This window comes from Amycolatopsis sp. CB00013 (assembly GCF_001905755.1).
In the GTDB taxonomy this organism is placed as follows: Bacteria; Actinomycetota; Actinomycetes; order Mycobacteriales; family Pseudonocardiaceae; genus Amycolatopsis; species Amycolatopsis japonica.
Window position 1 is genome coordinate 30,229 of sequence record NZ_LIWC01000008.1, and the last position, 24,472, is coordinate 54,700.

General features: G+C 68.6%; 22 protein-coding genes. 11 read left to right on the forward strand and 11 right to left on the reverse strand.

Going from position 1 to position 24,472, the window contains the following annotated elements:
* Positions 1 to 47 precede the first annotated feature (47 nt).
* The gene (locus AMK34_RS39790) at positions 48 to 785 is read right to left on the reverse strand and encodes a mechanosensitive ion channel family protein (protein WP_038522777.1); all 738 of its coding nucleotides are present in this window, start codon (positions 783 to 785) and stop codon (positions 48 to 50) included.
* Positions 786 to 1,117: 332 nt separating this feature from the next.
* On the opposite strand from AMK34_RS39790, the gene AMK34_RS39795 reads away from it, so the two are divergent.
* From AMK34_RS39795 to AMK34_RS39815, 5 genes are all read left to right on the forward strand, one after another.
* Positions 1,118 to 2,332, forward strand: coding sequence for a PucR family transcriptional regulator (locus AMK34_RS39795; protein WP_073849008.1), 1,215 nt, complete (start codon positions 1,118 to 1,120; stop codon positions 2,330 to 2,332).
* Positions 2,333 to 2,844: 512 nt separating this feature from the next.
* Positions 2,845 to 3,771: an ACP S-malonyltransferase gene (locus AMK34_RS39800; RefSeq protein WP_274534468.1), complete on the forward strand. Its 927-nt coding sequence runs from the start codon at positions 2,845 to 2,847 to the stop codon at positions 3,769 to 3,771.
* Positions 3,768 to 4,751, forward strand: a complete 984-nt coding sequence (locus AMK34_RS39805) for a beta-ketoacyl-ACP synthase III (RefSeq protein ID WP_038510037.1) — start codon at positions 3,768 to 3,770, stop codon at positions 4,749 to 4,751. The genes AMK34_RS39800 and AMK34_RS39805 overlap by 4 nt, the downstream gene beginning before the upstream one ends.
* Before the next feature lie 68 nt (positions 4,752 to 4,819).
* A complete protein-coding gene (locus AMK34_RS39810) occupies positions 4,820 to 5,065 on the forward strand; it encodes an acyl carrier protein (protein WP_004559006.1) in 246 nt (81 codons plus the stop codon).
* 40 nt (positions 5,066 to 5,105) lie between these two features.
* Positions 5,106 to 6,356 carry a beta-ketoacyl-[acyl-carrier-protein] synthase family protein gene (locus AMK34_RS39815; protein WP_038510035.1) on the forward strand — a complete coding sequence of 417 codons (1,251 nt, stop codon included), beginning with the start codon at positions 5,106 to 5,108 and terminating at the stop codon, positions 6,354 to 6,356.
* 67 nt (positions 6,357 to 6,423) lie between these two features.
* Here AMK34_RS39815 and AMK34_RS39820 read toward each other — a convergent pair whose 3' ends face one another.
* From AMK34_RS39820 to AMK34_RS39835, 4 genes are all read right to left on the reverse strand, one after another.
* Entirely contained in the window at positions 6,424 to 8,784 is a 2,361-nt protein-coding gene (locus AMK34_RS39820) for a cation-translocating P-type ATPase (protein WP_198941850.1), read from the reverse strand.
* Positions 8,785 to 8,848: 64 nt separating this feature from the next.
* The gene (locus AMK34_RS39825) at positions 8,849 to 9,442 is read right to left on the reverse strand and encodes a hypothetical protein (RefSeq protein WP_038510033.1); all 594 of its coding nucleotides are present in this window, start codon (positions 9,440 to 9,442) and stop codon (positions 8,849 to 8,851) included.
* Between the two features lie 42 nt (positions 9,443 to 9,484).
* Positions 9,485 to 9,988, reverse strand: coding sequence for a DUF3145 domain-containing protein (locus AMK34_RS39830; protein ID WP_143202765.1), 504 nt, complete (start codon positions 9,986 to 9,988; stop codon positions 9,485 to 9,487).
* 312 nt (positions 9,989 to 10,300) lie between these two features.
* A complete protein-coding gene (locus tag AMK34_RS39835) occupies positions 10,301 to 11,773 on the reverse strand; it encodes a S8 family peptidase (protein WP_073849010.1) in 1,473 nt (490 codons plus the stop codon).
* Positions 11,774 to 11,966: 193 nt separating this feature from the next.
* Between AMK34_RS39835 and AMK34_RS39840 the strand changes: the two genes are divergently transcribed.
* Positions 11,967 to 13,418 (forward strand): hypothetical protein, encoded by a 1,452-nt coding sequence (locus tag AMK34_RS39840; RefSeq protein WP_073849175.1) that lies wholly within the window; start codon positions 11,967 to 11,969, stop codon positions 13,416 to 13,418.
* On the opposite strand, the gene AMK34_RS39845 is transcribed toward AMK34_RS39840, so the two are convergent.
* Complete coding sequence (locus AMK34_RS39845; RefSeq protein ID WP_073849011.1) at positions 13,415 to 14,788, reverse strand: dihydrolipoyl dehydrogenase family protein; 1,374 nt, start codon at positions 14,786 to 14,788, stop codon at positions 13,415 to 13,417. The two genes, AMK34_RS39840 and AMK34_RS39845, sit on opposite strands and share 4 nt — an antisense overlap.
* A gap of 156 nt (positions 14,789 to 14,944) precedes the next feature.
* Between AMK34_RS39845 and AMK34_RS39850 the strand changes: the two genes are divergently transcribed.
* The gene (locus tag AMK34_RS39850; RefSeq protein ID WP_073849012.1) at positions 14,945 to 15,649 is read left to right on the forward strand and encodes an Lsr2 dimerization domain-containing protein; all 705 of its coding nucleotides are present in this window, start codon (positions 14,945 to 14,947) and stop codon (positions 15,647 to 15,649) included.
* A 55-nt stretch (positions 15,650 to 15,704) separates the two neighbouring features.
* On the opposite strand, the gene AMK34_RS39855 is transcribed toward AMK34_RS39850, so the two are convergent.
* The 5 genes from AMK34_RS39855 to AMK34_RS39875 all read right to left on the reverse strand — a co-directional run bounded on the left by AMK34_RS39855 (position 15,705) and on the right by AMK34_RS39875 (position 20,054).
* The gene (locus AMK34_RS39855; protein WP_038510023.1) at positions 15,705 to 16,433 is read right to left on the reverse strand and encodes a lipoate--protein ligase family protein; all 729 of its coding nucleotides are present in this window, start codon (positions 16,431 to 16,433) and stop codon (positions 15,705 to 15,707) included.
* Positions 16,430 to 17,815 carry an NAD(P)(+) transhydrogenase (Re/Si-specific) subunit beta gene (locus tag AMK34_RS39860; protein ID WP_073849013.1) on the reverse strand — a complete coding sequence of 462 codons (1,386 nt, stop codon included), beginning with the start codon at positions 17,813 to 17,815 and terminating at the stop codon, positions 16,430 to 16,432. Before AMK34_RS39860 ends, AMK34_RS39855 begins: the two co-directional genes overlap by 4 nt.
* Positions 17,812 to 18,111: an NAD(P) transhydrogenase subunit alpha gene (locus AMK34_RS39865; protein WP_016336134.1), complete on the reverse strand. Its 300-nt coding sequence runs from the start codon at positions 18,109 to 18,111 to the stop codon at positions 17,812 to 17,814. Before AMK34_RS39865 ends, AMK34_RS39860 begins: the two co-directional genes overlap by 4 nt.
* Positions 18,111 to 19,217 (reverse strand): Re/Si-specific NAD(P)(+) transhydrogenase subunit alpha, encoded by a 1,107-nt coding sequence (locus AMK34_RS39870; RefSeq protein ID WP_073849014.1) that lies wholly within the window; start codon positions 19,215 to 19,217, stop codon positions 18,111 to 18,113. Before AMK34_RS39870 ends, AMK34_RS39865 begins: the two co-directional genes overlap by 1 nt.
* A 180-nt stretch (positions 19,218 to 19,397) precedes the next feature.
* Positions 19,398 to 20,054, reverse strand: coding sequence for a TetR family transcriptional regulator (locus tag AMK34_RS39875; protein ID WP_016336136.1), 657 nt, complete (start codon positions 20,052 to 20,054; stop codon positions 19,398 to 19,400).
* 89 nt (positions 20,055 to 20,143) lie between these two features.
* On the opposite strand from AMK34_RS39875, the gene AMK34_RS39880 reads away from it, so the two are divergent.
* From AMK34_RS39880 to AMK34_RS39895, 4 genes are all read left to right on the forward strand, one after another.
* Entirely contained in the window at positions 20,144 to 21,235 is a 1,092-nt protein-coding gene (locus AMK34_RS39880; protein WP_073849015.1) for a ferredoxin reductase, read from the forward strand.
* 13 nt (positions 21,236 to 21,248) lie between these two features.
* Positions 21,249 to 22,364, forward strand: coding sequence for a fatty acid desaturase family protein (locus AMK34_RS39885; protein WP_038510013.1), 1,116 nt, complete (start codon positions 21,249 to 21,251; stop codon positions 22,362 to 22,364).
* A 10-nt stretch (positions 22,365 to 22,374) separates the two neighbouring features.
* Positions 22,375 to 22,578 carry a hypothetical protein gene (locus AMK34_RS39890; RefSeq protein ID WP_038510010.1) on the forward strand — a complete coding sequence of 68 codons (204 nt, stop codon included), beginning with the start codon at positions 22,375 to 22,377 and terminating at the stop codon, positions 22,576 to 22,578.
* 628 nt (positions 22,579 to 23,206) lie between these two features.
* Positions 23,207 to 24,469: a sensor histidine kinase gene (locus tag AMK34_RS39895; RefSeq protein WP_073849016.1), complete on the forward strand. Its 1,263-nt coding sequence runs from the start codon at positions 23,207 to 23,209 to the stop codon at positions 24,467 to 24,469.
* Positions 24,470 to 24,472 lie beyond the last annotated feature (3 nt).

The window sequence follows — 24,472 nt, forward strand, 5'->3', positions numbered from 1 at the left end:
TCCACGCGGGCCCGGTGCCTTCCTCGATCACCGGGCCCGCGGGATGCTCAGGAATCTACGCGACCGATGCCCACGGGCGAAGTCGGCGGCTCCGAACGGACCTCCTGCTTGGCGTCACCGGCCTCCAGCTGCCCCTGCAGATTGGCCAGCCAGCCCTGCCAGCGGTCCTGCGCCGGCTTGATCAGGCCGCCGCCGAAGCCGACGACGATCACGCCGCCGATGGTGGCGAGCACGGTGATCAGGACCGGTCCGGTGATCGCGGTCGCGATGTTCACCTGGCCGAGCGCGGCGATGATGCCGAACGCCATGATCATCCAGTACGCGATGGTGCCGAGCAGCCGTCCCGCGGGCCGGGTCGACAGGGCTCCGGTCACCAGGTCGCGGACGACCTTCGCCACGGCGGCCGCGACGATCACCAGCACCAGCGCCACCAGGATCCGCGGCAGGAACGCGATGATGTCGTTGAGCAGCGCGCTGACCGGATTGCTCTCACCGAATACGCCGAACGCGAGCTGCAGCGCGATCAGGAGAATGAAGTAGTACACGAGTTTGACGAGGATCCCGCCCGCGTCGACATTCGCCTGTTTGAGCGTTCCGGTGAGCCCGGTCTTCTCGATGAGCTTGCCGAAACCGATCTTCGACAGAACCAGCCCCAATGCCTTCGACACGGCTTTCGCGATCAACCAGCCGATCAGCAGGATGATCAGGAAACCGATCAATTTCGGCACGAAGGTGGCGACAAGGTTCCATGCTTGTCCCAGACCGTCTTTCAGCTGCTCGCCCACGGCGAACTCCCTCCTCTGCGCATCCGCGCCCAACACCGGTGCGGCTTGCGAGGGATCGTTGATCACGAGCACCGCACCGGCAACTCGGCGACCCACGATCGAGTGAGTGAGCTAGCGGGAAAAGATCGACAAGTCCCATACTTGTCCTACCGGTGGGGACCGGGGAGACGAGGCCGTCCGGCGCAGCGAAAAACGCGAGCGCCGGGCGGCCTCGAGTTTTATGCGGAGACCTTTCGCAATTTCGTCTCCCATTACCGTCCACTTCGGACTCCATGGGCGAACCGCCGCAGGATGAAGGCCACCTTTGCCCGCCGGACTAGGATCGCCTGACCATGGCTGATGCGACTTCCGGGCGGCGTGTCCCCAAGCACCACGGGCTGTCCGCCAAGACCCTCCGGCGGCTCGAGCACGCCTCAGGCCGGCTCGCGAGCGCGAGCGTGGCGGTGATGGAAGAGCGGTTGAGCTGGTTCGCCCGCCTCCCCGCCGATCAGCGCGCGAGCGTCCTGCTGATCACCCAGGCGGGTGCCGCCGGTTTCGTCGACTGGCTCCGCGACGCCAAGGAGGCGCTCTCCCTCACCACCGAGGCCTTCCGCGAAGCACCCGCCGAACTGTCCCGCTGGGTGAGCCTGCGGCAGGCGGTCGGCATGGTGCGGCTGGCGATCGAGGTGTTCGAAGAGCAACTGCCGGAATTCGCCGCGAACGAGGCCGAACGCGCCGCTCTGATCGAGGGGATCCTGCGCTACGGCAGGGAGATCGCGTTCGCCGCCGCCAACTCCTACGCGGCCGCCGCCGAGGCGCGCGGCGCTTGGGACGCGCGGCTGGAGGCGCTGGTCGTCGACGGCATCGTCCGCGGCGACGCCGAGGAGGCGGTGCTCTCCCGGGCCGCCGCGCTCGGCTGGGATCCGGCCGCGCCCGCCACCGCGCTGGTCGGCACCCCGACGTCGGACGATCCGCCCGCCGTCGTGTTCGAGGTCCGCAGCCGCGCCGCCAGGGTCGGGCGCCCCGTGCTGCTTTCGGTGCAGGGATCCCGGCTGGTCGTGGTGGTCGCCGGTCCCACCGACGGCAGCGTCAAGGACCGCGAGATCCTCGCCAAGCTGTCGGTCGCCTTCGCCGACGGCCCGGTCGTCGCCGGGCCGACGGTGCCCACCCTCGCCGAAGCGCACCACAGCGCGACCGAAGCGCTCTCCGGCCTGCGTGCCGTCGTCGGCTGGCCCGGCGCGCCCCGGCCCGCGAGATCGATCGACCTGTTGCCCGAACGCGCGTTGTCCGGCGATCCCGAGGCCGAACGCCTGCTCGTGGAGCAGATCGCGCGACCGCTCGAAGAAGCGGGCCCGGCCTTGCTGCGGACGGTGGAGACCTACCTCGACAGCGGCGGGGTCCTGGAGACCTGCGCGCGGACGCTGTTCGTGCATCCGAACACCGTCCGGTACCGGCTGCGGAAGGCGGCGGAACTGACCGGCCGCCACGCTGCCGAATCGCGGGACGCCTGGGTGCTGAAGGTGGCGCTGACCGTCGGGCGGCTGGCCCGCGCCCGCGGCCTCTGGTGACGGCCGTCGTGATCGGGCACCGCACACGCGTGATCGGACACGGAATTCGCGTGATCAGAGACGGAACTCGCGTGATCGGACACCGCACACGTGAGTTCCGCCTCCAATCACGTGAGATCGGCTCCCGATCACGCGAATGACGGCCTTCGGGCTCAAAGCCAGCCTCGTCTCAGGCACCGCGGTCGGGCCGCGTGACCAGAGGGACGACACACGTGACTGGACGGACGGCGCGGGTGACTGCGTGGACGACACATGGTGGGGCCCCGACCGCGAGCGTGCCGTCCGTCTGATCACACGTGCCGTCGCTCGGTCACCGTGGCCCGAGCGTCGAACCGGTTGGTAACTCTGCGCAGTGACGGACTTCATAGGGAAAGCTGGTTGAACCCGACAAGGCTTTTGGGTTAAGCGCGGAGATCAGGAAGACGCTTTTGGAGGGTTCCGACAATTACGTCGGCCGGACTTGGTGAGCGTCGGCATCACGACCATGGTGGCCGAGAGTGTTCTCTAGTGGGGTGACAGTTGCAGTCCTCGCCCCCGGTCAGGGTTCCCAAGCCCCAGGCATGCTCTCCCCTTGGCTCGAGCTCGACGGCGCCCGCGCGCGCGTCGAAGCCTGGTCCGAGAGGGCCGGTCTCGACCTCGTCCGCCTCGGCACCGAAGCGGACGCCGAAGAGATCCAGGACACCGCGATCACGCAGCCGCTGATCGTGGCGCTGTCACTGCTGGCCTTCGAACACCTTCAGCGTGAGGCTCCCGTCGCCGCGGACGCGCCGGTCGCGGGTCACTCCGTCGGCGAGCTGGCGGCCGCCGCCATCGCCGGCGTGCTCAGCCCCGAAGACGCCGTCGCGCTGGCCGCCGTCCGCGGCGCCGAGATGGCGAAGGCGTGCGCGCTGGAGCCCACGAGCATGGCCGCGGTCATGCTCGGCGACCCGGAGCAGGTCGTCGCGTGGCTCGAGGGCCACGGCCTCGCCGCGGCGAACCGCAACGGCGCGGGCCAGATCGTCGCCTCCGGCGCCGCCGACGCGATCGAGAAGATCGTGGCCGAGCCGATGGAGGGCACCAAGGTCCGCGCGCTCAAGGTCGCGGGCGCGTTCCACACCTCCTACATGGCACCCGCGCGTGAAGCGCTGGCCGCCCACGCTGCGAAGATCACCCCGGCGGACCCGACGCGTCCGCTGCTGTCGAACGCCGACGGCCAGGTCGTCACCAGCGGGGCCGAGTACCTCGACCGGCTGGTCAAGCAGGTCACGAGCCCGGTTCGCTGGGATCTGACCATGGACGGTCTGGTCACCGCGGGTGTCACCTCGACGCTCGAACTTCCGCCGGCGGGCACGCTGACCGGGCTGGTCAAGCGGCAGCTCAAGGGAACCGTGACCACCACGATCGCTCTGAAGACGCCGGCCGAGCTGGCGAAGCTTCAGGGGCAGGAGGACGCTTCGTGACCGACCGATCCACTTTGCGGCAGGCGCCGGGCGCCGCCGGGACCCGCATCCTCGGTGTCGGGAGCTTCCAGCCCGAGAAGATCGTGACCAACGACGATCTCTCGAAGATCATGGACACCAACGACCAGTGGATCCGCGAGCGGGTCGGCATCATCGAGCGCCGGTTCGCCGAGAAGGACGAGTCGCTGGTCGACATGGCGGTCAAGGCGGGCACCGCCGCGCTGGCGGACGCCGGTGTGGACCCGTCCGAAGTGGACACGGTCATCCTGCCGAACTGCACGATGCCCACCCAGATCCCGAACGCCGCCGCACAGGTGGCCGACCGGATCGGCATCACGCATCCGGCCGCGTTCGACCTCAACGCCGCGTGCGCCGGATTCTGTTACGGCATCGGCGTCGCTTCGGATCTCATCCGGGCGGGCAGCGCGAAGAAGGCGCTCGTCATCGGTGCCGAGAAGCTGACCGACCACATCGACCCGGTCGACCGCGCGAACGCGATCATCTTCGCCGACGGCGCCGGTGCGGCGGTGGTCGGCGCGGCCGACACCGCGCAGATCGGCCCGGTCGCCTGGGGCAGCGCGGGCGAGCACGTCGACCTGATCTACATGCGCGACAACAAGTGGATCTACCAGGAGGGCCAGTCGGTCTTCCGCTGGGCGACCACGCAGATCGCGCCGATCGCCTTGCAGGCGCTGGAACTGGCCGGGCTCGAACCGTCCGATGTGGACGTCCTGATCCCGCACCAGGCCAACCTGCGCATCGTCGAAGCCATCGCGAAGAAGCTGCGCGCCAAGGGCGCTCGCGAGGACATGGTCGTCGCCGACGACATCAGGTACTCGGGCAACACCTCGTCCGCGTCGATTCCGCTTGCGCTGGACCACATGCGCAAGGCAGGCACCGTGAAACAGGGCGACGTCGTGCTCGCCGTGGGCTTCGGGGCCGGACTCTCCTACGCGGGCCAGGCCTTCGTCTGCCCGTGATGAATACTTCCCCTGCGGGCACCGTGTCCGCAGGGCAGCCGAAAGCATCACCGAGAAGGGAACAACCAGTGGCAGACAACGCAGAGATCCTCGCCGGCCTCGCCGAGATCGTCGAAGAGGTCGCCGGTGTGGCGCAGGACGACGTGACCGCCGAGAAGTCCTTCGTGGACGACCTCGACATCGACTCGCTGTCCATGGTGGAGATCGCTGTCCAGGCCGAGGACAAGTTCGGCGTCAAGATCCCGGACGACGAGCTGGCGAACCTGAAGACCGTTGGCGACGCGGTGAACTACGTGTCGGCCAACTCCAAGTAAGTCCGACTTCTTGATTGGCGCCGACCTTGGGGAGACTCCAATGAGCAACAACGACGTCGTGATCACCGGGATGGGCGCGACCACGCCACTCGGCGGGGACGTCGCGTCCACGTGGGACGGCCTGCTCGCCGGGGCGAGCGGGATCCGCCGCATCGAAGCCGACTGGGTCGACGAACTCGAGCTGCCGGTGAAGATCGGCGCCATGCTCGCCGTCGACCCGTCCGAGGTCCTGCCGCGGGTTCAGGCCCGGCGGCTGGACCGCTGTGAGCAGGTGGCGCTCATCGCCGCCCGCCAGGCTTGGGCGGACGCGGGCTTCGAGCAGCCGACCGACGAGCATCAGGATGTGGAACCCGAGCGCCTCGGGGTGACCATCGGTACCGGTGTCGGCGGTCCGGTCACCCTGATCTCCCAGAACGACCTTCTGCACAAGCAGGGACTCCGCAAGGTCTCCCCGCTGACCGTGCCGATGCTGATGCCGAACGGCCCCGCCGCTCACGTCGGGATCGACCTGAAGGCACGTGCCGGTGTGCACTCGCCCGCTTCGGCCTGCGCGTCGGGCGCGGAAGGCATCGCCGCCGGCTACGAGATGATCCGCTCGGGCCGGGCAGACGTCGTGGTGGCCGGTGGTGCCGAATCGTGCATCCACCCGATCACCCTCGCCGGTTTCGCCCAGGCGCGGACGGTGTCCACCCGCAACGACGACCCGGCGAAGGCGTCCAGGCCGTTCGACGTGAACCGTGACGGTTTCGTCCTCGGCGAGGGCTCCGGTGTCGTGATCCTGGAGCGGGCGGACCGGGCCAAGGCCCGCAACGCGCGGATCTACGCTCGGCTGAGCGGGTACGGGATCACCTCGGACGCCTACCACATCACGGGCAACCACCCGGAGGGCGTCGGCCAGATCGCCGCCATGCGGCAGGCGATGACGATGGCCGGGGTCTCCCCGGCCGACGTCGGCCACGTCAACGCGCACGCGACCTCGACGGTCGTCGGCGACGTCGGCGAGGCCGCGGCGATCCGCAACGCCGTCGGCGAGCACGTCGTGGTGACCGCTCCCAAGGGCGCGCTCGGCCACCTGGTCGGCGGCGCGGGCGCGGTCGAGGGCATCGCCACGATCCTGGCGATCTACCACGGGCTCATCCCGGCGACACTGAACCTCGAGGACCTGGACCCGAAGGTGCAGCTCGACGTCGTCTCCGGTGAGGCTCGCAAGATGGAGCTGGGCGCGGCGATCAGCAACTCGTTCGGCTTCGGCGGGCACAACACGGCGCTGTTGTTCACCCCGGCGGCCTGATTTCAGTACGTGAAGGCCCCCTTCACTGCGCTAGACGCAGTGAAGGGGGCCTTCACGTACTTCTGGGTCAGGCTTCCTGGCGCTTGACCAGATGCCGCCCTGCCCACCAGGCGATCTCCACCAGCACGATCCCCACCCCGGCACAGGCGAAGGCCGACAGCGTGTACGCGCTCACGCTCGGGTCCAGCGCGAAGAACTTCTGCGTGAACGGGATCAGGAACAGCGCGAGGGTCAGCACGACCATCCCGCCGATCAGCAGGATCTTCCACCACCGGTACGGCCGCGCGACGATCCCGAGCACCCACAGCGCGATCGTGATGAGCGTGATCAGCGCCGTCGTCCCCGCCTGGATCTTGTCCAGTTCGGACTGACCGGATCCCTTGTACACCAGCAGATAACTCACGAAGGTCGCGGTGGCGATGACCAGCCCGGCGGGCACGGCCATCCGCATCACCCGGCCGACGAAACCGGTGCGGGCGCGTTCGTTGTTCGGCGCCAGCGAGAGCACGAAGGCGGGCAGGCCGATCGTGAACCACGCGGTGATCGTGATGTGCCTCGGCAGGAACGGGAACGGCACCTGCGCGATGCCGACCATCAGCGCCAGCAGTACCGAGTAGACCGTCTTGGTGAGGAACAGGTTCGAGACGCGCTCGATGTTGCCGATCACCCGCCGCCCCTCGGCGACGACATGCGGCAGGGTGGCGAACTTATCGTCCAGCAGCACGATCTGCGCCACCGCGCGGGTGGCCGGGCTGCCGGCACCCATCGCGACGCCGATGTCCGCGTCCTTCAGCGCGAGGACGTCGTTCACGCCGTCGCCGGTCATCGCGACGGTGTGCCCCTTCGACTGCAGCGCACCGACCATCGCGCGTTTCTGCAGCGGCGTCACGCGGCCGAAGACGGCGCGATCCTCCACCGTGTCGGCCAGCTTTTCGGCGTCCTCCGGCAGCTTTCGCGCGTCGACGGGCTTGTCCGCGCCCGGCAGGTCCAGGGTGCCCGCGACGGCGCCCACCGAGATGGCGTTGTCGCCGGAGATGACCTTGACCGCGACGTCCTGATGCGCGAAGAAGTCCAAAGTGTCCTTCGCGTCGGGGCGGACCTTCTGTTCCAGCACCACGAGCGCGACCGGTTCGATGTCGCCGGGGCCCTCGGCCGCGTCGACGGCCCGTTCGGCACGGCCCAGCAGGAGAACACGCAGACCGCGCGAGCCGATCTTCTCGGCTTCCGCCCGGTGCTCGCCCTCGGGCAGCAGGACGTCGGCCGCGCCGAGCACCCAGTCGCCGTCGCCGCCGAACGACGCGCCACTCCACTTGCGCGCCGAGGAGAACGGCATCGTCGTGGAAACGCGCCAGCCCGGATCGGTCCGGTACGCCTCGGCGATCGCCTGCAGGCTCGCGTTCGGGCGAGGGTCGGCGGCGGCGAGCGCGGCCAGCGCGTCGTCCACCGGATGGCCCGGCGTGATCTCGCGGACCTCGGAAAGCCGCATCGCGTTCTCGGTCAGCGTGCCGGTCTTGTCCGCGCACACCACGTCGACCCGGGCGAGACCTTCGATGGCCGGTAGTTCCTGCACCAGGCATTGGCGCTTGCCCAGCCGGATGACGCCGACCGCCAGCGCGACGCTGGTCATCAGCACCAGACCCTCGGGCACCATCGGCACGAGCGCCGCGACCATGCCGCGCAGCGCGTCCGGCCACGCCTGGTCGCCCGCGAGCTGGTTGTAGATGGTCAGCGCGCCCGCCGGGATCAGCAGGTACGTGATGAACTTGAGGATCTTGTCGATGCCTTGGCGCAGCTCCGACTTCACCAGGGTGAACTTGCTGGCCTCCGCGGCCAGTTTCGCCGCGTAGGACTCGTCGCCGATGATGTCCGCGCGGTAGGTGCCGCTGCCCGCGACGACGAAGCTGCCGGAGAGCACCTTGTCACCGGGCTGCTTGACCACCGGATCGGATTCACCGGTCAGCAGCGACTCGTCGACCTCCAGCGCGTCGGCTGTCAGCGCCGGGCCGTCGACGACGATCTTGTCGCCGGGCCCCAGTTCGACGAGGTCCCCGAGCACGACGTCTTCCGGGGCGATTTCGGCGCTCTGGCCGTCACGACGGACGGTCGGCTTCGCCTGTCCGACGATCGCGAGCCGTTCCAGGGTCCGTTTCGCCCGGAGCTCCTGGATGATGCCGACCGCGCTGTTGACGATGATCAGTCCGCCGAACAGCCCGTCGATGAAATACCCCGTCGACAGGATGAGCACGAACAGCACACCGTAGATCGCGTTGATCCGGGTGAAGACGTTCGCACGGATGATCTCGCCGGTGGTCCGGCTGGTCTTCGTCGAGACCGTGTTGGTCTGGCCCGCGGCCACCCGCTGGGCGACCTCTTCGCCGGTGAGCCCCCTCGAGGCGTCGGTCAGCAGGGCCGGCTGATCTATTGCCATGCCGCGACTCTATTCCGCCCGGCCCACGCCCGCGTCAGCCTCGGGGACCATGTCGCCCCTTACTTCAGCATCTTTCGTGTTCGGGGTTGGTGCCGCCGTCGGTCGTGTCGACGCGCCACGACCCGCTCTCCAGCCGCAGCGGCAGCACCAGCCGCCACCGGATGCATCCCTCGGGCAGGTACACCGGCGCGTCTTCGACGTCCTGCGTGCTGGTGAACGCGACGAGCACCCGGAGCGTGCTCGGCGCGCCCGGCTCGATGCGATAGACGAGGATGCTGCCATCCTTAGTGGACTGGAAGTCCTTCTTCCACTCCGCCGAGGTCTTGCTCTTGGCCCGGTCACGGCTGACCACCGAAGTCCACTTCGGATAGTCACGCTCGTTGATGGAATCGAAATACCCCTGCAGCACCTGGCGGACGCTCTGGTACTGCGGATGCGCGAAGACGTCGGGGGTCACTTCGACGACGGGGGAACCGGGCTGTTGCTCCGGGGCGACCGACGTCGGCGACTCGCTGACGACCGGCTGGGTGGGCTCGGCCTCCGGGCGCGTGTAGAGATCGCGTGCCAGCAACCCGACGCCGACGGTCAAGGAGATCACGACCACGAGGACGGGGATCAGCCACCGCTGGCGAGAGAGGGGGCGAGGCTGGGCGGTCACCCTGAAAGGTTAGCCGCCCGCCTCTTCCGTCTTCACCGGCGTCTACCCGACTTGGTGCAGCCAGGTGACCGGGGCACCGTCACCGGCGTGCCGGTACGGTTCGAGCGCTTCGTCCCAATTGGCGGCGAGGAGCTCGTCGAGCCTGTGCGCCAGCGATTCGCCGGAGCGGACCTTGCTCACCAAGGCGCGCAACTGGTCCTCGCCCACGACGATGTCGCCGTTGGCACTGGTCCTGCCGTGCCACAGGCCGAGGCCCGGAGCGAAACAGAACCTCTCCCCGTCGACCCCCGCACTGGGCTCTTCGGTGACTTCGAACCGGATCATCGGCCACGCCTTGAGCGCGGACGCCAGCTTTCCGCCGGTGCCCGAAGGCGCACGCCAACCACATTCGGCGCGGAGCTGTCCTGGACTGGCGGGCTGCGCCGTCCACTTCAACTCGACTCGGGCACCCAGGGTGCCCGAAATGGCCCACTCGACGTGCGGACACACCGCAGACGGCGACGAGTGGACGTACACCACGCCACGGGTGTTGCCACGGGTGCTCACTGCTGACCTCCGCTACTCGACGAGGGGCGTCTTCCCCTACGACCTCGCGAGCTGCGCTGGTCAGGTGGCTCGTGCCGCCTCCCGGTACGCGTGAGCACATTGTGCACCCCAACTGTGCTGTTTGGCCACATGAACACCACAAGTCGCACCTGATTGGGACGCGAGACTCCTGCGAAGGCCCCCTTCTTTCGGCTGAGCCGAGGAAAAGATCCCTTCACGCGGGTTAACCCGGGGACGGCAATTGTGCCCCCATGCCGTGAAGGCCTCCTTCCCTACTTTGAGGGTAGGGAAGGAGGCCTTCACGGACTTGGCTCAGCCTTGGGCGCCGAGGGACTTCGCCGCGGCGAAGGTGTCGACGAGACCCGTGCCCTTGTCGAAGCTCGACGTGTACGGCCCGGCCGCGACGTACGGCGAACCGTTGGCGAACTTGTACGCGGTGCCCTTGATCGCGGCCTCGATGTCGGCGGGGCTCGCGTTCGGCGCGACCTGGAACAGCTGCGCGACGATCCCGGTGATCTGCGGCGCCGCCATCGAGGTCCCGCTGATCACGTTGTAGGTGGCGAGATCCAGGAGCCCCGGGCCGTTCTTGGGCTGCAGGCCCTGCGTGCAGATCGGCTGCGTCGGCCGGCACGACGAGAGGATGTTCTCCCCCGGCGCGGAAACGTCGGGCCAGCTCGCCTGGCTGCTCTTGAGACCACGCGAGGAGAAGTCGGAGACCGTGCCGTCACGGGTTTCGGTCCCCTGATCGTTGAACGACGCCACCGAAAGCACGCCCGGCGTCTGGTCCTGCCCCGGCGGGTTGGAGAGGTTCGCCGAACCGTCGCCGCCGTCGTTCCCGTTCGCCCACACCGTGACGACGCCTTCCGCGGCGAGCGCGCGCTGCAGCTTCACCGTCGCCGAGTTCGGGTCGAAGGCGCCACCGCCGCTGGGACCGTAGGAGTTGTTGGTCACCTTGATCGGCGGGCACACCGAAGCCGCGACGCCCGCACCGCACGGCGCCTTGTGGTTCTCCAGCACCCAGTTCAGCGCGGCGTCCGTGCCCAGGACGAGCAGCGCGGCCCCGGTCGAGACCGAGACGATCTTCGAGCCCGGTGCCGAGCCGCCGACCTTGGTGCCGTCGGTCAGCGTCAGCCGGTTGCCGGCGGCGATGCCGGTGACGTGCGTGCCGTGGCCGCCCAGGGAGAGGGTGTCGGTGTCGACGGAGGTCGGGACGTCGACGATGCAGTTCGTCGCCGTGCCGTCGAGGCAGAGGCTCTTGAGGCTGCGCACCACCCGCGTCTTGCCGTCGGCACCCTTGAACGCCGGATGCGTCGGGTCGACCCCGGTGTCGATGATCGCGACGGAGACGCCCTTGCCGTCCACGGGAGCGCCACCGGCGTCCTTGAGCTGAGTCTGCGTCTGCAGGCTCCGCGTCGCCGTGGTGCCTGCGCTGCCGTGCGCCTTGAGTTTCTCGTTGCCTTCGACGTAGGTGACCCCGGCGGCCTTGCGCACCGCGCGCACCTGGTCGGCGGTGCCCCGGACGGCGACAACACCGATCTTCGGAAACGAGGTGATCTTCGTAAGTCCGGCCGAGCGGGCGGCGCGTTCGGCGGTGGCGACGTCGTCGGCGTGCACGAGCGCGGTCACCCCCGCGGTGCCGGTGACGGCCGAAAGGAGGCGGGCGAGTCCGGGGGCGACGGGTGCCGACGGTCCCGCGGCCTGCGCGGGGACCATCCCCGCGGCCGGGACGGCGAGCAGGGCGACGACGAGCGCGGCGCGTCGACGCCAGGGTCGAGATACGGCCATTGCGTTTCTCCTGGTGACAGGGGGCAAGGAACTGTCACCTACCAACGAGTACCACCCGGACGGGTGACGGTGCTCACGCGCATTACAACTTTTCGGAGCAACGTCACGGCGCCTACCTGGGACGTGTCGTGCCGTTAGTCCGGATGGAGGCGCTAGTTTGTGCAGCGAGACCGACGAGATGGGGAGGGGTTCGGTGCGACTCGTTCGCCTCGCTCAACAGCCGTCCCGGGTGGCCGAGGACGTCCGCGCCGCGCTGGCTTCACTCGGCCGGGGCAGCAACGTCGTCGGCGGGGTCGCCCTGATCGGCGCCAGCCCGGTCGAGGGACGGCCCGTCGAGGCCGTCGTGGTCATGCCGAAGGGCGTCCTCATCGTCATCGGTGTCGACCTGCCGGACCCGGCACTGAAACTCGAAGCCCCGCTCGGCGGACCGTGGAAGGCCGACGGCTGGCCGCTGGTCCACGGCGACACCTCGATCAACCCGGCCACGGACGCGCTCTCGCTGTCCGCCGCGTGCACGCACAAGATCGCGGACGTCGCCCCCGGCGCCGGGCCGATCGGCACGATCATCGCCGTCGGCCCCTACGTGGAGACGGTCGACCAGCCGGCCGCGGATCTCGCCGGTTCGGTCCGCGTCCTCTATCCGACGGCGACGACGATGCTCGCCGCGACGGTGTCCCTGGCCACCGCACCCCGGCCCCGCTCGGTCCAGCAGGCGCGGGAACTGATCGCCGCCCTCGCCCCGGACGCGCCGCCGATGCCCGAGGAGATGTTGCTCGAGGAGGGTTTCAGCGCCTACTCCGACGACGAGCCGACGGTGATCCGCGAGAACCCGCTCGTCGCGATCGCGCCGACGGTTCCGGTCCAGCATCCGGGGAAGGGGAAGAGACCGGCGAAACCCGCCGCGCCGCCCGTTCCTCCCGCCAAGCCCGCTCCGCCCGTTCGGCAGGCCGCTCCCGAGAAGCCGGTTCCCCCGGCCCGGCAGACCCCGCCGCCGGCGGCGGCCGCTGCTCCCGCACCTGCCGAGCCCGCCCCGAAGTCGCCGCGGCAGTCCAAGACGGTGAAATGGCTTCCGGTCGCCGCGATCGGCCTGCTCATCGTGTTGCTGGTCGCGGCCATCAGCGTGGCTTCCGGCGGCGACGACACCGCGTCCACCCAGACTCCCCCGCCAACCCCGGCGACCAGTCCCCCACCGCCGAGCAGCAGCGCGGTGGAGAACATCCAGTTCACTTCGCGGGCGTCGGCCGCGGACCAGAAATGCGCGTCCCACGCGTACGGCGACGTCCAGTCGAGTCTTCAGCAGACGAGTTGCTCGACGGTGAGAAGGGCCAGCTTCGCCAGTTCCATCGACGGCCGTGCCGCGGCGGTGACGATCGCCGTCGTGGAATTCCCGAACACGGAACAGGCGAACGCGTTCAAGGCCATCGCCGACAATCCGGGCGGCGGCGGCATCCTCGATCTCGCCACCGAGACCAACCAATGGCAGGGCGAAGTGCCGGTGTTCGAAGGTGCCGCCTACCAGAGCAGCCTGGACGGGAAATCGGTCCGGTTGATCCAGGTGGTGTGGCTGCCGGGACCGTCCACTCCGGACGATCCCGGCCTCGTGCGCGGCGCGAAGGCCGCGCTCGAACTGCCTGTGAACGGTTAGAGGCCGTACGCCTCCAGCAGGCGCAACCACACTTCACTGATCGTGGGGAACGACGGGACCGCGTGCCACAGCCTCGGCAGCGGGACCTCCCCGACGATCGCGATCGTCGCCGAATGCAGGAGTTCGGCGACGTCCTGCCCGACGAAGGTCGCGCCGACCAGGACGTCGCGTTCGGTGTCGACGACGAGGCGCGCCTTGCCCGCGTAACGGTCCGCGTGCAGTGACGATCCCGCCACCGCGATGTCGACGTCGACGACGCGATGCGGTTTGCCCTCCTCGGGTCCGGCGAGCCCGACCGACGCGACCTCCGGGTCGGTGAAGACGACCTGCGGGATGGCGTGGTGATCGGCCGTGGCGCTGTGCGCGCTCCACGCGGCGGAATCGACGGGCTTGCCCGCCGCCTGCGCGGCCACCGAGTCACCCGCGGCCCTGGCCGCGTACTTGCCCTGATGGGTCAGCGGCGCCCGGCCGGTGACGTCCCCGACGGCGAACAGCCAGTCACCGTCCACAGCGGACACACGGCCGTTGTCGTCGGTCGTGAGCGGCGCGCCCGCTTCGAGCCCGAGCGTCTCCACGCCGAGCCCGTCGGTCGCCGGGCGGCGGCCGGTGGCGACGAGCAGTTCGTCGACGACCAACCGGTCGCCACCCTTCAACGCCAGTTCCTTACCACCGTCCACAGCGGACACGGAGTCGAGACCGGAGCCGGTGTGCACGGTGACGCCGGCTTCGCGGAGCCCCGCGATGACGGCGTCGCCCGCGAATTCCGGCAGCCGCGGCAAGGGACGCGCCCCCGAGATGATCAAGTGGACTTCGGCGCCGAGCGTGGCGAAGGCCTGCGCCATTTCGACTCCGACGACACCGCCGCCCAATACGCCGAGGCGGCGCGGGACCGCTTCGGCCGAGGTCGCCTCACGCGAACCCCACGGCGAAATCGTGTCCAGCCCGGGGATCGACGGTGTCCGCGGGACACTGCCCGTGGCGACGATCACGGCGTGCCGCGCGGTCAGCTCGTCACCTCCGTCGACCGTGACCTTCCGCTCACCGGTGATCCGGCCGTGCCCGCGGATCGGGACGATCCCGACGCCTTCGGCCCACTTGACCTGTCCGGTGTCGTCTCCCTTGCCGGTGAACCAGTCCCGTCGCGCGAACACCGCGGCCGGGTCGACCGCGTCGCCCACCGGGACACCGGGGACCCGTTTGGCGGCGGCGAGGAGGTTCCCCGGCCGCAGCAGCGCCTTGCTCGGAATGCAGGCCCAGTAAGAACATTCGCCGCCGAAGCGTTCGTGTTCGACGAGCGCGACCTGAAGGCCGCCTCGTGCCGCCCGTTCGGCGGCGACCTCGCCGACCGGGCCGCCTCCGATCACGATCACGTCAAAAGTCTGTGCTGACATGCATTCAGCGCACACCACCGCGCAGCTTCGCGCAACCTGCCGCTATCCTCGTGTCGCTGCGTGAGTCATCAGCCGCGGGTTCAGGTTTCACCGTGCCGGTTACGCAGTAGAACGATCGAGCGCGGGAGGTTTTTCATGGCCAGGAACACTGCTGTGCATTTGCTGGATGATCTGACCGGCGAGGCGGCCGAGGAAACGGTCGCTTTCGGTTTGGACGGAATCGCTTACGACATCGACCTTTCGGCCGACAACGCCACCGCACTCCGGGAAATCCTGCGTGCCTATGTGGAGAACGGCCGCCGGATCGGCGGACGCAAACTGCGGCCGCGGGTCGTGCAGCGCCCCAAGGGCGCGCGCGTGTCGAAGTCGACCCCGAAGACCGCGGCCACCGCGGCGAAGGCCGAGGCGAAGACGGCCGCGAAGCCGGGCCGCAAGCCCGCCGCCAAGGGTGTCGCCGGCCGCAAGCCCGCCGCCGCCAAGAAGGCCGCCGCCCCCAAGGCGGAAACGAAGGCTCCCGCCAAGACCACGGCGAAAGCCACCGCGGCCAAGGCGAAGACGACTCGCGGCGCGGCGGCGAAGACCACGGCGGCCAAGGCTCCGGCCGGCCGCGCGAAGGCCGCGGCCGCGGCGAAGACCCCGGCCAAGACGGCGGCGAAGGCCACCGCCAAGACGACGGCCACGAAGGCCGCTCCGAAGGCCGCCGCAGCGAAGACGACCGCCGCCAAGGCGGCACCTAAGGCCGCGGCCAAGGCTCCGGCGAAGAAGGCCGCCGAGCCGAAGAAGACCACGCGCGCCGCCCGCAAGGTGCCCGCCGTCACTTTCTCGGCCACCGAAAAGTAATTCATCGAAAAAGACCCTTTCGCGATATTCGCGAAAGGGCCTTTTTTGTTTCAGTTCATTTACGCTGAGCGCCCTCGGCATGCCATTCCGGGTAGTGGTACCGCGTGTGCTGGAGCGAGCGGTGCCACTCCAGCTCCTCGTCCGAGGGCTTCCGGGTGGCGAGTTCACCCAGTTGCGCGGCCGCCGCCACGCGGACGGCGGCCGTGACGTCGGCAACACCTTTCCGCAGGCCGTGCTCGGCGAGCGACGCGACGCGGCTCCGGTGGGAGTCGAGCGGACGGGGATCCGCAGGTGCCGAGGTGAGGTACCGGCCGACCCGTTCGGCGGCGGTCGAAACGAGCAGGGTGGAATGCGCGAGCAAGCCCGTTCGCGTCCGGAAGACGGCGAAACCGCACAGCTTCGCGTCACCGACGAACAGACCTCGATCACCGAGCCGCGACGGCAGCCCGAGTTCGGCCACCGTCGCGGTCATCAGTTCCCCGAGTGCTTCGAGCGGTCTGTGCGACGGTCCCGGCAGGACCAACGTGATGTTGAGATTGCCGGGATCGTGGAACACGGTGCCGCCACCGCTGGCCCGGCGCAGCACCGGGACGCCGTCGCTCGCGCAGACATCGGCCTTGACCTCGCGTTCGATCTTCTGCCCCCGCCCCACGACCACACAGTCGGTGTTGCGCCAGATCCACAGGACCGGCGCCTCCGGTGCGGCACGCAGGAGGGCTTCGTCGAACGCGAGGTTGTCGGCCGGGTCGTCGAACGAGGCGACGACTTCCGAAGGACCGATCACAGTGCTTTGAGTTCCTCCACGATCTCGCCCACCGACGATTTGGCGTCGCCGAAGAGCATGCTTGTCTTCGCATCGTAGAAGAGCTCGTTGTCGATGCCGGCGAAGCCCGAGCTCATCCCGCGTTTGAGCACGATCACCGACCGGCTGTGGTTCACCTTGAGGATCGGCATCCCGTAGATGGGCGAGCCCGGATCGGTCTCCGCGGCCGGGTTCGTGACGTCGTTCGCGCCGATCACCAGCGCGACGTCGGTCTGGGCGAACTCGGAGTTGATCTCGTCCATTTCCTTGAGCTGCTCGTACGGGACGTCGGCCTCGGCGAGGAGCACGTTCATGTGCCCCGGCATCCGGCCCGCCACCGGATGGATGGCGTACGCGACCGTGATCCCCTTGGCCTCCAGCAGTTTCGCCATCTCGCGGACGACGTGCTGCGCCTGCGCGACGGCCATGCCGTACCCGGGCACGACCACGACCTTGTTGGCGTACGCCATCTGGATCGCGGTGTCGGACGCGCTCGTGCTGCGGACCGGCCGGACCTCGCCGGAGCCGCCGCTCGCGACCGCCGTGCCGCCGCCGAACCCGCCGGCGACGATGGCCGGGATCGACCGGTTCATCGCCTTCGCCATCAGGTTCGTCAGGATGGAACCCGAGGCGCCGACGATCATGCCCGCCACGATCAGCGCGGTGTTGTCGAGCGCGAGCCCCATGGCCGCCGCCGACAAACCGGTGAGCGCGTTCAGCAACGAGATGACGACCGGCATGTCCGCGCCGCCGATCGGCAGCACGACCACCACACCGAGGACGCCCGCCGCGACCAGCAGGCCGATCATCAGCAGTTCGGCGTCGCCGCCGCTCGCGATGACGACCGCGAGCACGATCGCGGCGATCAGCACCAGCGCGTTCACCGGCTGCTGCAGTTTGCCCAGGGTGATCGGCCGGCCGGAGATGAGTTCCTGCAGTTTCCCGAACGCGATGTTCGAGCCCCAGAAGGACACCGATCCGACGATCGCGGCGAACAACGACGCGATCGCGACGTACGCCGGCTCGTGCGCGTAACCCTCGGTGGTGCGGAACTCGACCCACGCGATGAGCGCGACCGCCCCGCCGCCGACGCCGTTGAACAGCGCCACCATCTGCGGCATCGCGGTCATCTTCACCTTGCGCGCGGACGGCACGCCGACGACGACACCGATCGCCACGCCGAGCGCGATGAGCAGCCAGTTGCTCATGCCCGGCGTCAGCAGCGTCGCGATCACCGCGATGCCCATGCCGACGGCGGCGATCCAGTTGCCGCGCACCGCGGTGCGCGGACCGGTCAGCCCCATGAGGCCGTAGATGAACAGTGCGAAGGAAATGATGTAGAGGACGGCGATGAAGGTCGTCACTTGTCACCACCGTCTTCCGGCTTCTTCGCCTTGAACATCGAAAGCATCCGGTCGGTGACGAGGAAGCCGCCGACCACGTTGATCGTGCCGAAGGCGATCGCGATCACCAGCAGGACCTTGTTCAGCACGCCGTCCACCCCGAGGCCGAGCACGATCAGCCCGCCGAGCAGGACGATGCCGTGGATGGCATTGGTCCCCGACATGAGCGGGGTGTGCAGCGTGTTGGGCACCTTGGAAATGACCGTGAAGCCCACGAATCCGGCGAGTACGAGGATCGCCAAACTGCCGACGAGCATCACTCGCCTCCTTCTTCTTTTCCGGCGACACAGGCCCCGGCGACGATCTCGTCGGAGAAGTCGAGCGCGAGCTTGCCTTCTTTGTCGACGAGCAGTTCCAGCAACTCGGTGACGTTGCGCGCGTAGAGCTCGCTGGAATGCGCGGGCATCTCCGCGGCGAGGTTGAGCGGCGAGCAGATGGTGACGTCGTGCTCGACGACCTCCTCACCCGGTTTCGTCAGCTCGCAGTTACCGCCGGACTCGCCCGCGAGGTCGACCACGACCCCACCGGCGGGCATCCCCTTCACCGCGTCGGCGGTGACGAGGATCGGCGCCTTGCGGCCGGGGACGAGCGCGGTGGTGATCACGGCGTCGAACTTCGTGATCGCCTCGGTGAGCCTGCGTTGCTGCTCGGCTTTTTCCTCGTCGGTCAGCTCGCGGGCGTACCCGCCTTCGCCGACCGCCTCGATGCCGAGGTCGAGGAATTTCGCGCCGAGCGACTTCACCTGCTCGCCGACCTCGGGCCGGACGTCGTACCCGGTGGTCTGCGCGCCGAGCCGTTTCGCCGTCGCCAAGGCCTGCAGCCCCGCGACACCGGCGCCGAGCACGAGCACCTTGGCCGGGGGCACCGTTCCGGCGGCGGTGGTGAGCATCGGGAAGAAGCGGGTGAGCTTCTCCGCGGCGAGGAGGACGGCGCGATAGCCCGCGACGCTGCTCTGCGACGACAACGCGTCCATCGCCTGTGCGCGGGAGATCCGCGGGATCGCCTCGACGGCGAAGGCGCGGACGCCCGCCGCTTCGAGCGCGGCGATCCCCTCGGGATCACCCCTCGGATTCAGGAAGCCGATGAGGATGGTGCCCTGTTTGAGCTTCGCGACTTCGGCCGCGCTCGGAGGCGCCACCTTCACCACGATGTCGGCATCCCACGGATCGCCGATCACCGCGCCCGCCTGCTCGAAGGTCTCGTCGGCGAGCAGCGCGCCGGCGCCCGCGCCGGGCTCGACCACCACCCGCAGTCCGCGTCCTGAGACGCGCTCGATGAGTTTCGGTACCAGCGCGATGCGGCGTTCACCTTGTCCGGTTTCCCGGACCACGCCGACCGTGAGCTGCTCGTTCTCTGCCGCCACAGGCGACCTCCTCGCTGGAGAGGACCACACGAACCCGCACTGTTTACCACGTCCGGCCGACAACTTTCCTGGCTGAACGTATCCGGACGGCATCTTTCCGTGACATCACTCATCACGATCGATCCAGCCATCGATCCAGGTGCGCGACGTCATATGCGCGCTATGGCAACGGTTTCCGCATCACGGAACGCTGCGCCAGTTCGGTACGCCCAGGAAGATCAGCCGCAGCCGCCGTTCGGCCGTGCGCACGATCTCGTCGTCACGCGAAGGTGTTTCGAGCAGCTCCAGCACCGTCGTGAGCATGGTCGTCACGATCAGGTCGGCGAGGAGGTGCAGATCTTCGGTGCTCCAGTCGCGGAGGAAGTCGAAACGCGCGAGGTCGACGGCGAGTTCGCTGACGAAGAGCTTGAGTTCGAAGCCGATCGCCTGCCGGACCGGGCCGGTGCCGCCGTAGCGCTCCCTGGTCAGGAAGTGGAAATGGTCCTCGTGCGCCCGTACGTGCTCACGCAGGATGCGCACCGACGAGCGGATCATGTCGTTGTACGCCGACGGCCTCGTGCGCGCGGAGCGGATCATCGTGCGCAAGGTGCGCATCGACTCCTCGACCAGCGCCACGCCGAGTTCGTCCATCGACGCGAAATGGCGGTAGAACGCCGTCGGCACGATCCCGGCCTGTTTCGCGACCTCCCGCAGGCTGAGCCCGGAGAACCCGCGTTCCGCGACCAGGTCGAGCGCCGCGTCCAGCAGTGCCTGCCGGGTGCGCTGCTTGCGTTCCTGCCGGGAAACGGGCTCGGTTGTCACGACGGACAGCGTAATCGCCTCCGCGCTATCACCCACGTCACATCGCCCTCCTCTCGCGTTGACAAGCGGGATCTTCACCACTTCACTATTCAGTGTACAAGCGTTCACTGAATTTGGGAGAAGTGATGACGGCACTGGTACCGCGCAGGGCCAGGCGGCTGGCCTCGCTGGCCGAGGCCCTGCTCACGCCCCACGGCATGGACCGCTACCTCGAACTCGTCGACCCGATGCTGGTCCGCCGCGAGATCCGCGGCCTGGTCACCGGCGTCCGGCGGCAGACACCCGACACGGTCACGCTGACCATCCGGCCGAGCCGGGCCTGGCGCGGTCACCTCGCCGGCCAGTACGTGCGGGTGACCGTCGAGATCGACGGCGTCCGCCGCACCCGCTGCTACTCACCCGCCGGTTCGGAGCACGACGGGACACTGGAACTGACCATCAAGGCCGACCCACAGGGCCTGGTCTCGCGACACCTGAACCGCACGGTCACCCTCGGTTCGGTGCTCGGACTGTCCACTGCGGACGGTGAGTTCACCCTTCCTTCGCCGAGGCCGCGGCGGATCCTGCTGCTGAGCGGCGGAAGCGGGATCACGCCCGTCCTGTCGATGCTGCGCACGCTGGCGGACGAGAAGTACGAGGGCGATCTCGTCTTCCTGCACTACTCCAACGGCGCCGAAGACGCCCTCTACCGCACCGAACTCGCCGACCTCGCCCGCCGCCTGCCCGGCCTGCGGGTGGTACACGCGTTCACTCATGCGAAGAACGGCGGCGACCTGCACGGCTTCTTCTCGAAGGAGCACCTCGCGGAGGCCGCTCCGTGGTACCCCGACGCCGAAACCTTCCTGTGCGGTCCGAAGCCGTTGATGGACTCGGTCCGCGAGGTCTTCGAGGCCGACGGCATCGGTGCACATCTGCACACCGAAGAGTTCACCCCGCCCGCGCTCACCTTCGACACCGAGAACGCCGAAGGACAGGTGCGCTTCGCGCGCAGCGGCCGCGAGGTCGCCAACTCCGGGAAACCGTTGCTGGAGCAGGCCGAAGAAGCGGGACTGAGCCCGGAACACGGCTGCCGCATGGGCATCTGCTTCTCGTGCACGCAGATCAAGACCTCCGGTTGCGTGCGCAACGCCAAGACCGGCGAGACCTCCAGCGAAGAGAACGAAGAGATCCAGCTCTGCATCTCCGTCCCGGTCGGGGACGTCGAGATCAACGCTTAGAAAGGAGCAGGCCATGACCGGCTTGCAGGACAAGCTGACCCCTCAGCAGGTCGAGGACTTCGGCCGCGAACTGGACGAGATCCGGCAGCGGATCGTCGCCGACCTCGGCCAGGTGGACGTCGACTACATCCACAACGTCATCAAGACCCAGCGCGCCCTCGAGGTCGCCGGCCGCGGGCTGCTGTTCGCCGGCTTCTTCCCGCCCGCCTGGGTCGCCGGCGTCGCCGCGCTTTCGGTGGCGAAGATCCTCGACAACATGGAGATCGGCCACAACGTCATGCACGGCCAGTACGACTGGACGCGCGACCCGGCGCTGAGCTCCCAGCAGTTCGAGTGGGACACCGTCGCGCCTTCGGAGAACTGGCGCCATTCCCACAACTACATCCACCACACCTACACCAACATCCTCGACAAGGACCGCGACATCGGTTACGGCATCCTGCGGATGGACCCGGCGCAGAAGTGGAACCCGTACTACCTGGGCAACCCGGTGTACGCGACGCTGCTCGCGCTGTTCTTCCAGTGGGGTGTCATGCTGCACGACCTCGAGGTCGACCGGGTCGCCAAGGGTGAACGCACCTGGGCCGAGAACAAGCCGGTGCTGCGGAAGATCGTGCGCAAGGCCGGGCGTCAGGTCGGCAAGGACTACGTGCTCTTCCCGCTGCTGACCGGTCCGCTCGCGCCGCTGACCTTCCTCGGCAACGCCACCGCGAACCTGACGCGCAACCTGTGGGCGTTCTCGATCATCTTCTGCGGGCACTTCCCCGCCGACGTCGAGAGCTTCACCGAGGAGGAGACCGAGAACGAGTCGCGTGGCCAGTGGTACCTGCGGCAGATCCTCGGCTCGGCGAACATCACCGGCGGCAAGCTGTTCCACGTCATGACCGGGAACCTCTCGCACCAGATCGAGCACCACCTGTTCCCGGACATCCCGGCGCGCCGCTACCCCGAGATCGCGGGCGAAGTGCGGGCGATCTGCGAGAAGTACGGCCTGCCGTACAACACCGGTCCCCTGCACAAGCAGCTGTTCTCGGTGGCCAAGAAGATCGTGAAATTGGCCCTTCCGTGGAACGGTGAGCCCCGCACCCCGGCTACCGTGGAGAGCGACAAGACCCTCCGAGCGGCTTAAGGTGTCTGACATGGTCGGTCAGTTCGAAAGCACCAAGGACGTGGTCCAAGAGGTCACCGAGTCCGCGGCCACCCACATCGGCAACATCGCGACGATCATCACCGGCGCGATCCGGGACATCGCCCGCGAGACCGGCGACTGGCTGACGGACGTCATCGAGATGCGCGAGGCGTCCCAGCGGGCGCAGGCGGACGAGAGCCGCGATTCGGACTAGCCCCAAGGGCGTCTTCAGTACCGCGCGGTCCGTGAAGGACCCCTTGGTGAACCCGTATTCGCTGACCCGCTGGCGTGGCCGGAGCCGAGTGTGGAGGATTCGGGACGTTGTGCGTCCTGAATCCTCCACGGTCGACCCCGTCGGTGAGGGAGGCGGGGCAGTGAAGCTGATGCCGGCTGTCGTCTTGGCCGAGCGGGGAAGATTCCGGCCGTCCAACGTCCAGGATCTTCCCCACTCGATCGTCCGCCCCGGGGCGTGACCGGCACGATCAAGGTTCACGACCAGGACGGCCACCGCGACGATGAAGGAATCGGGACACTCAACGTCCCAATTCCTTCATCGTCATCCCTCGACGACAACCGGACTCTCGCTCCCACGCAGATCGGACGTAAGTACACAAATGAAGGCCTCCTTGAGGGACTCTGGGTCCCTCAAGGAGTCCTTCACGGCTGCTCCGAAAGCCCCAACCAGCCACGACTTCCCGAGTACATGAAGGCCCCCTTCCTTGCGCCTGGCGCAAGGAAGGGGGCCTTCATGTACTCGGGTGGCAAGGGGCTCCGGTATCGAGCCCCGAAGACTAGGGAAACCTGGATGGCCACGTGGCGGATGGCCACGGCAAGCTGAAGCCGTGATCACCCGCCTCGCCCTGCCTGGACGCGTCCTCGGCGCACAGCTGAGCCGCGCGTACTGGGGCGAGCTGGCCTGGGTGATCATCGGCGCGCCGCTGACGCTGGCGTTCGCGGTGCTCGTGGTTCTCGGGCTGATCCTCGGGGCGGGCCTGAGCCTGCTGACCATCGGGGTCCCGGTGCTCATCGGCGTCCTGGCGGGCGCGAGACTGATCGGGATCGCCCACATCGGCCTGGCACGTGCCCTGCTCGGGACGACGGTCACCCCGCCCGCCCGGCCCGAGCTGCGGCCAGGCCTCTGGAACGCCGTCAAAGGCAGGCTCGGGGATCCGCTCGGCTGGCGGTCGATCGCCTATCTGGTGATCCGGCTGCCGTTGTCGTTGATCGAGTTCTTCCTGGTCGCGACCCTGTTCGTGTACGCGGTGAGCACGCTGAGCTATCCGCTCTTCTGGTTCACCCTGCACGGCGAGGCGATGCCGACGTTCGACCTGCGCGTCGACACGTGGCCCCTCACGCTGCCGCTCGCCGCCACCGGACTGGCCGTCCTGCTGGCGATGCCGTGGGTGGTCCGCGGTCTCACCGAATTCGACCGGCTGCTGGTGCGCGGCGTCCTCGGCGCCGAGGACCTGTCGAAGCGGGTGCGCGACCTCGAACGCAGCCGCGCGACCGCGGTCGACGACGCGACCCGGCGGCTGCGCCGGATCGAACGGGACCTGCACGACGGCGCGCAAGCACAGCTGGTCGCGCTGGCGATGAAGCTCGGCATCGCGAAGGACGAACTGGCGGGCGACGGCGACATCGAGCAGGTCACCGCCCTGGTCACCGCCGCGCACGCCAACGCGAAACAGGCGCTCGTCGAACTTCGCGACCTCGCCCGCGGCATCCATCCCGCCGCGCTCGACGCCGGACTCGACGTCGCGCTGTCCACTTTGGCCGCGGGCTCGGGCATCGACGCGCGGATCACCGTGGACCTGCCGAGCAGGCCGTCCCCGTCGATCGAGACCATCGCCTACTTCACCGTCGCGGAACTGCTGACGAATGCCGCCAAACACACTTCCTCCGCGATCGAGGTCGACGTGGGTATCGTCGGCGACGACCTGCGGCTCGTGGTGCGCGACGGCGGTGCAGGCGGGGCCCGGCCGGTACGCGGCGGAGGGCTCGCCGGGATCGCCGAGCGGCTCGCGACGGTGGACGGCGGGCTCGACATCGACAGCCCTCCTGGAGGGCCTACGGTGATCAGCGCGGAAATACCATTACGGAAATAGGGG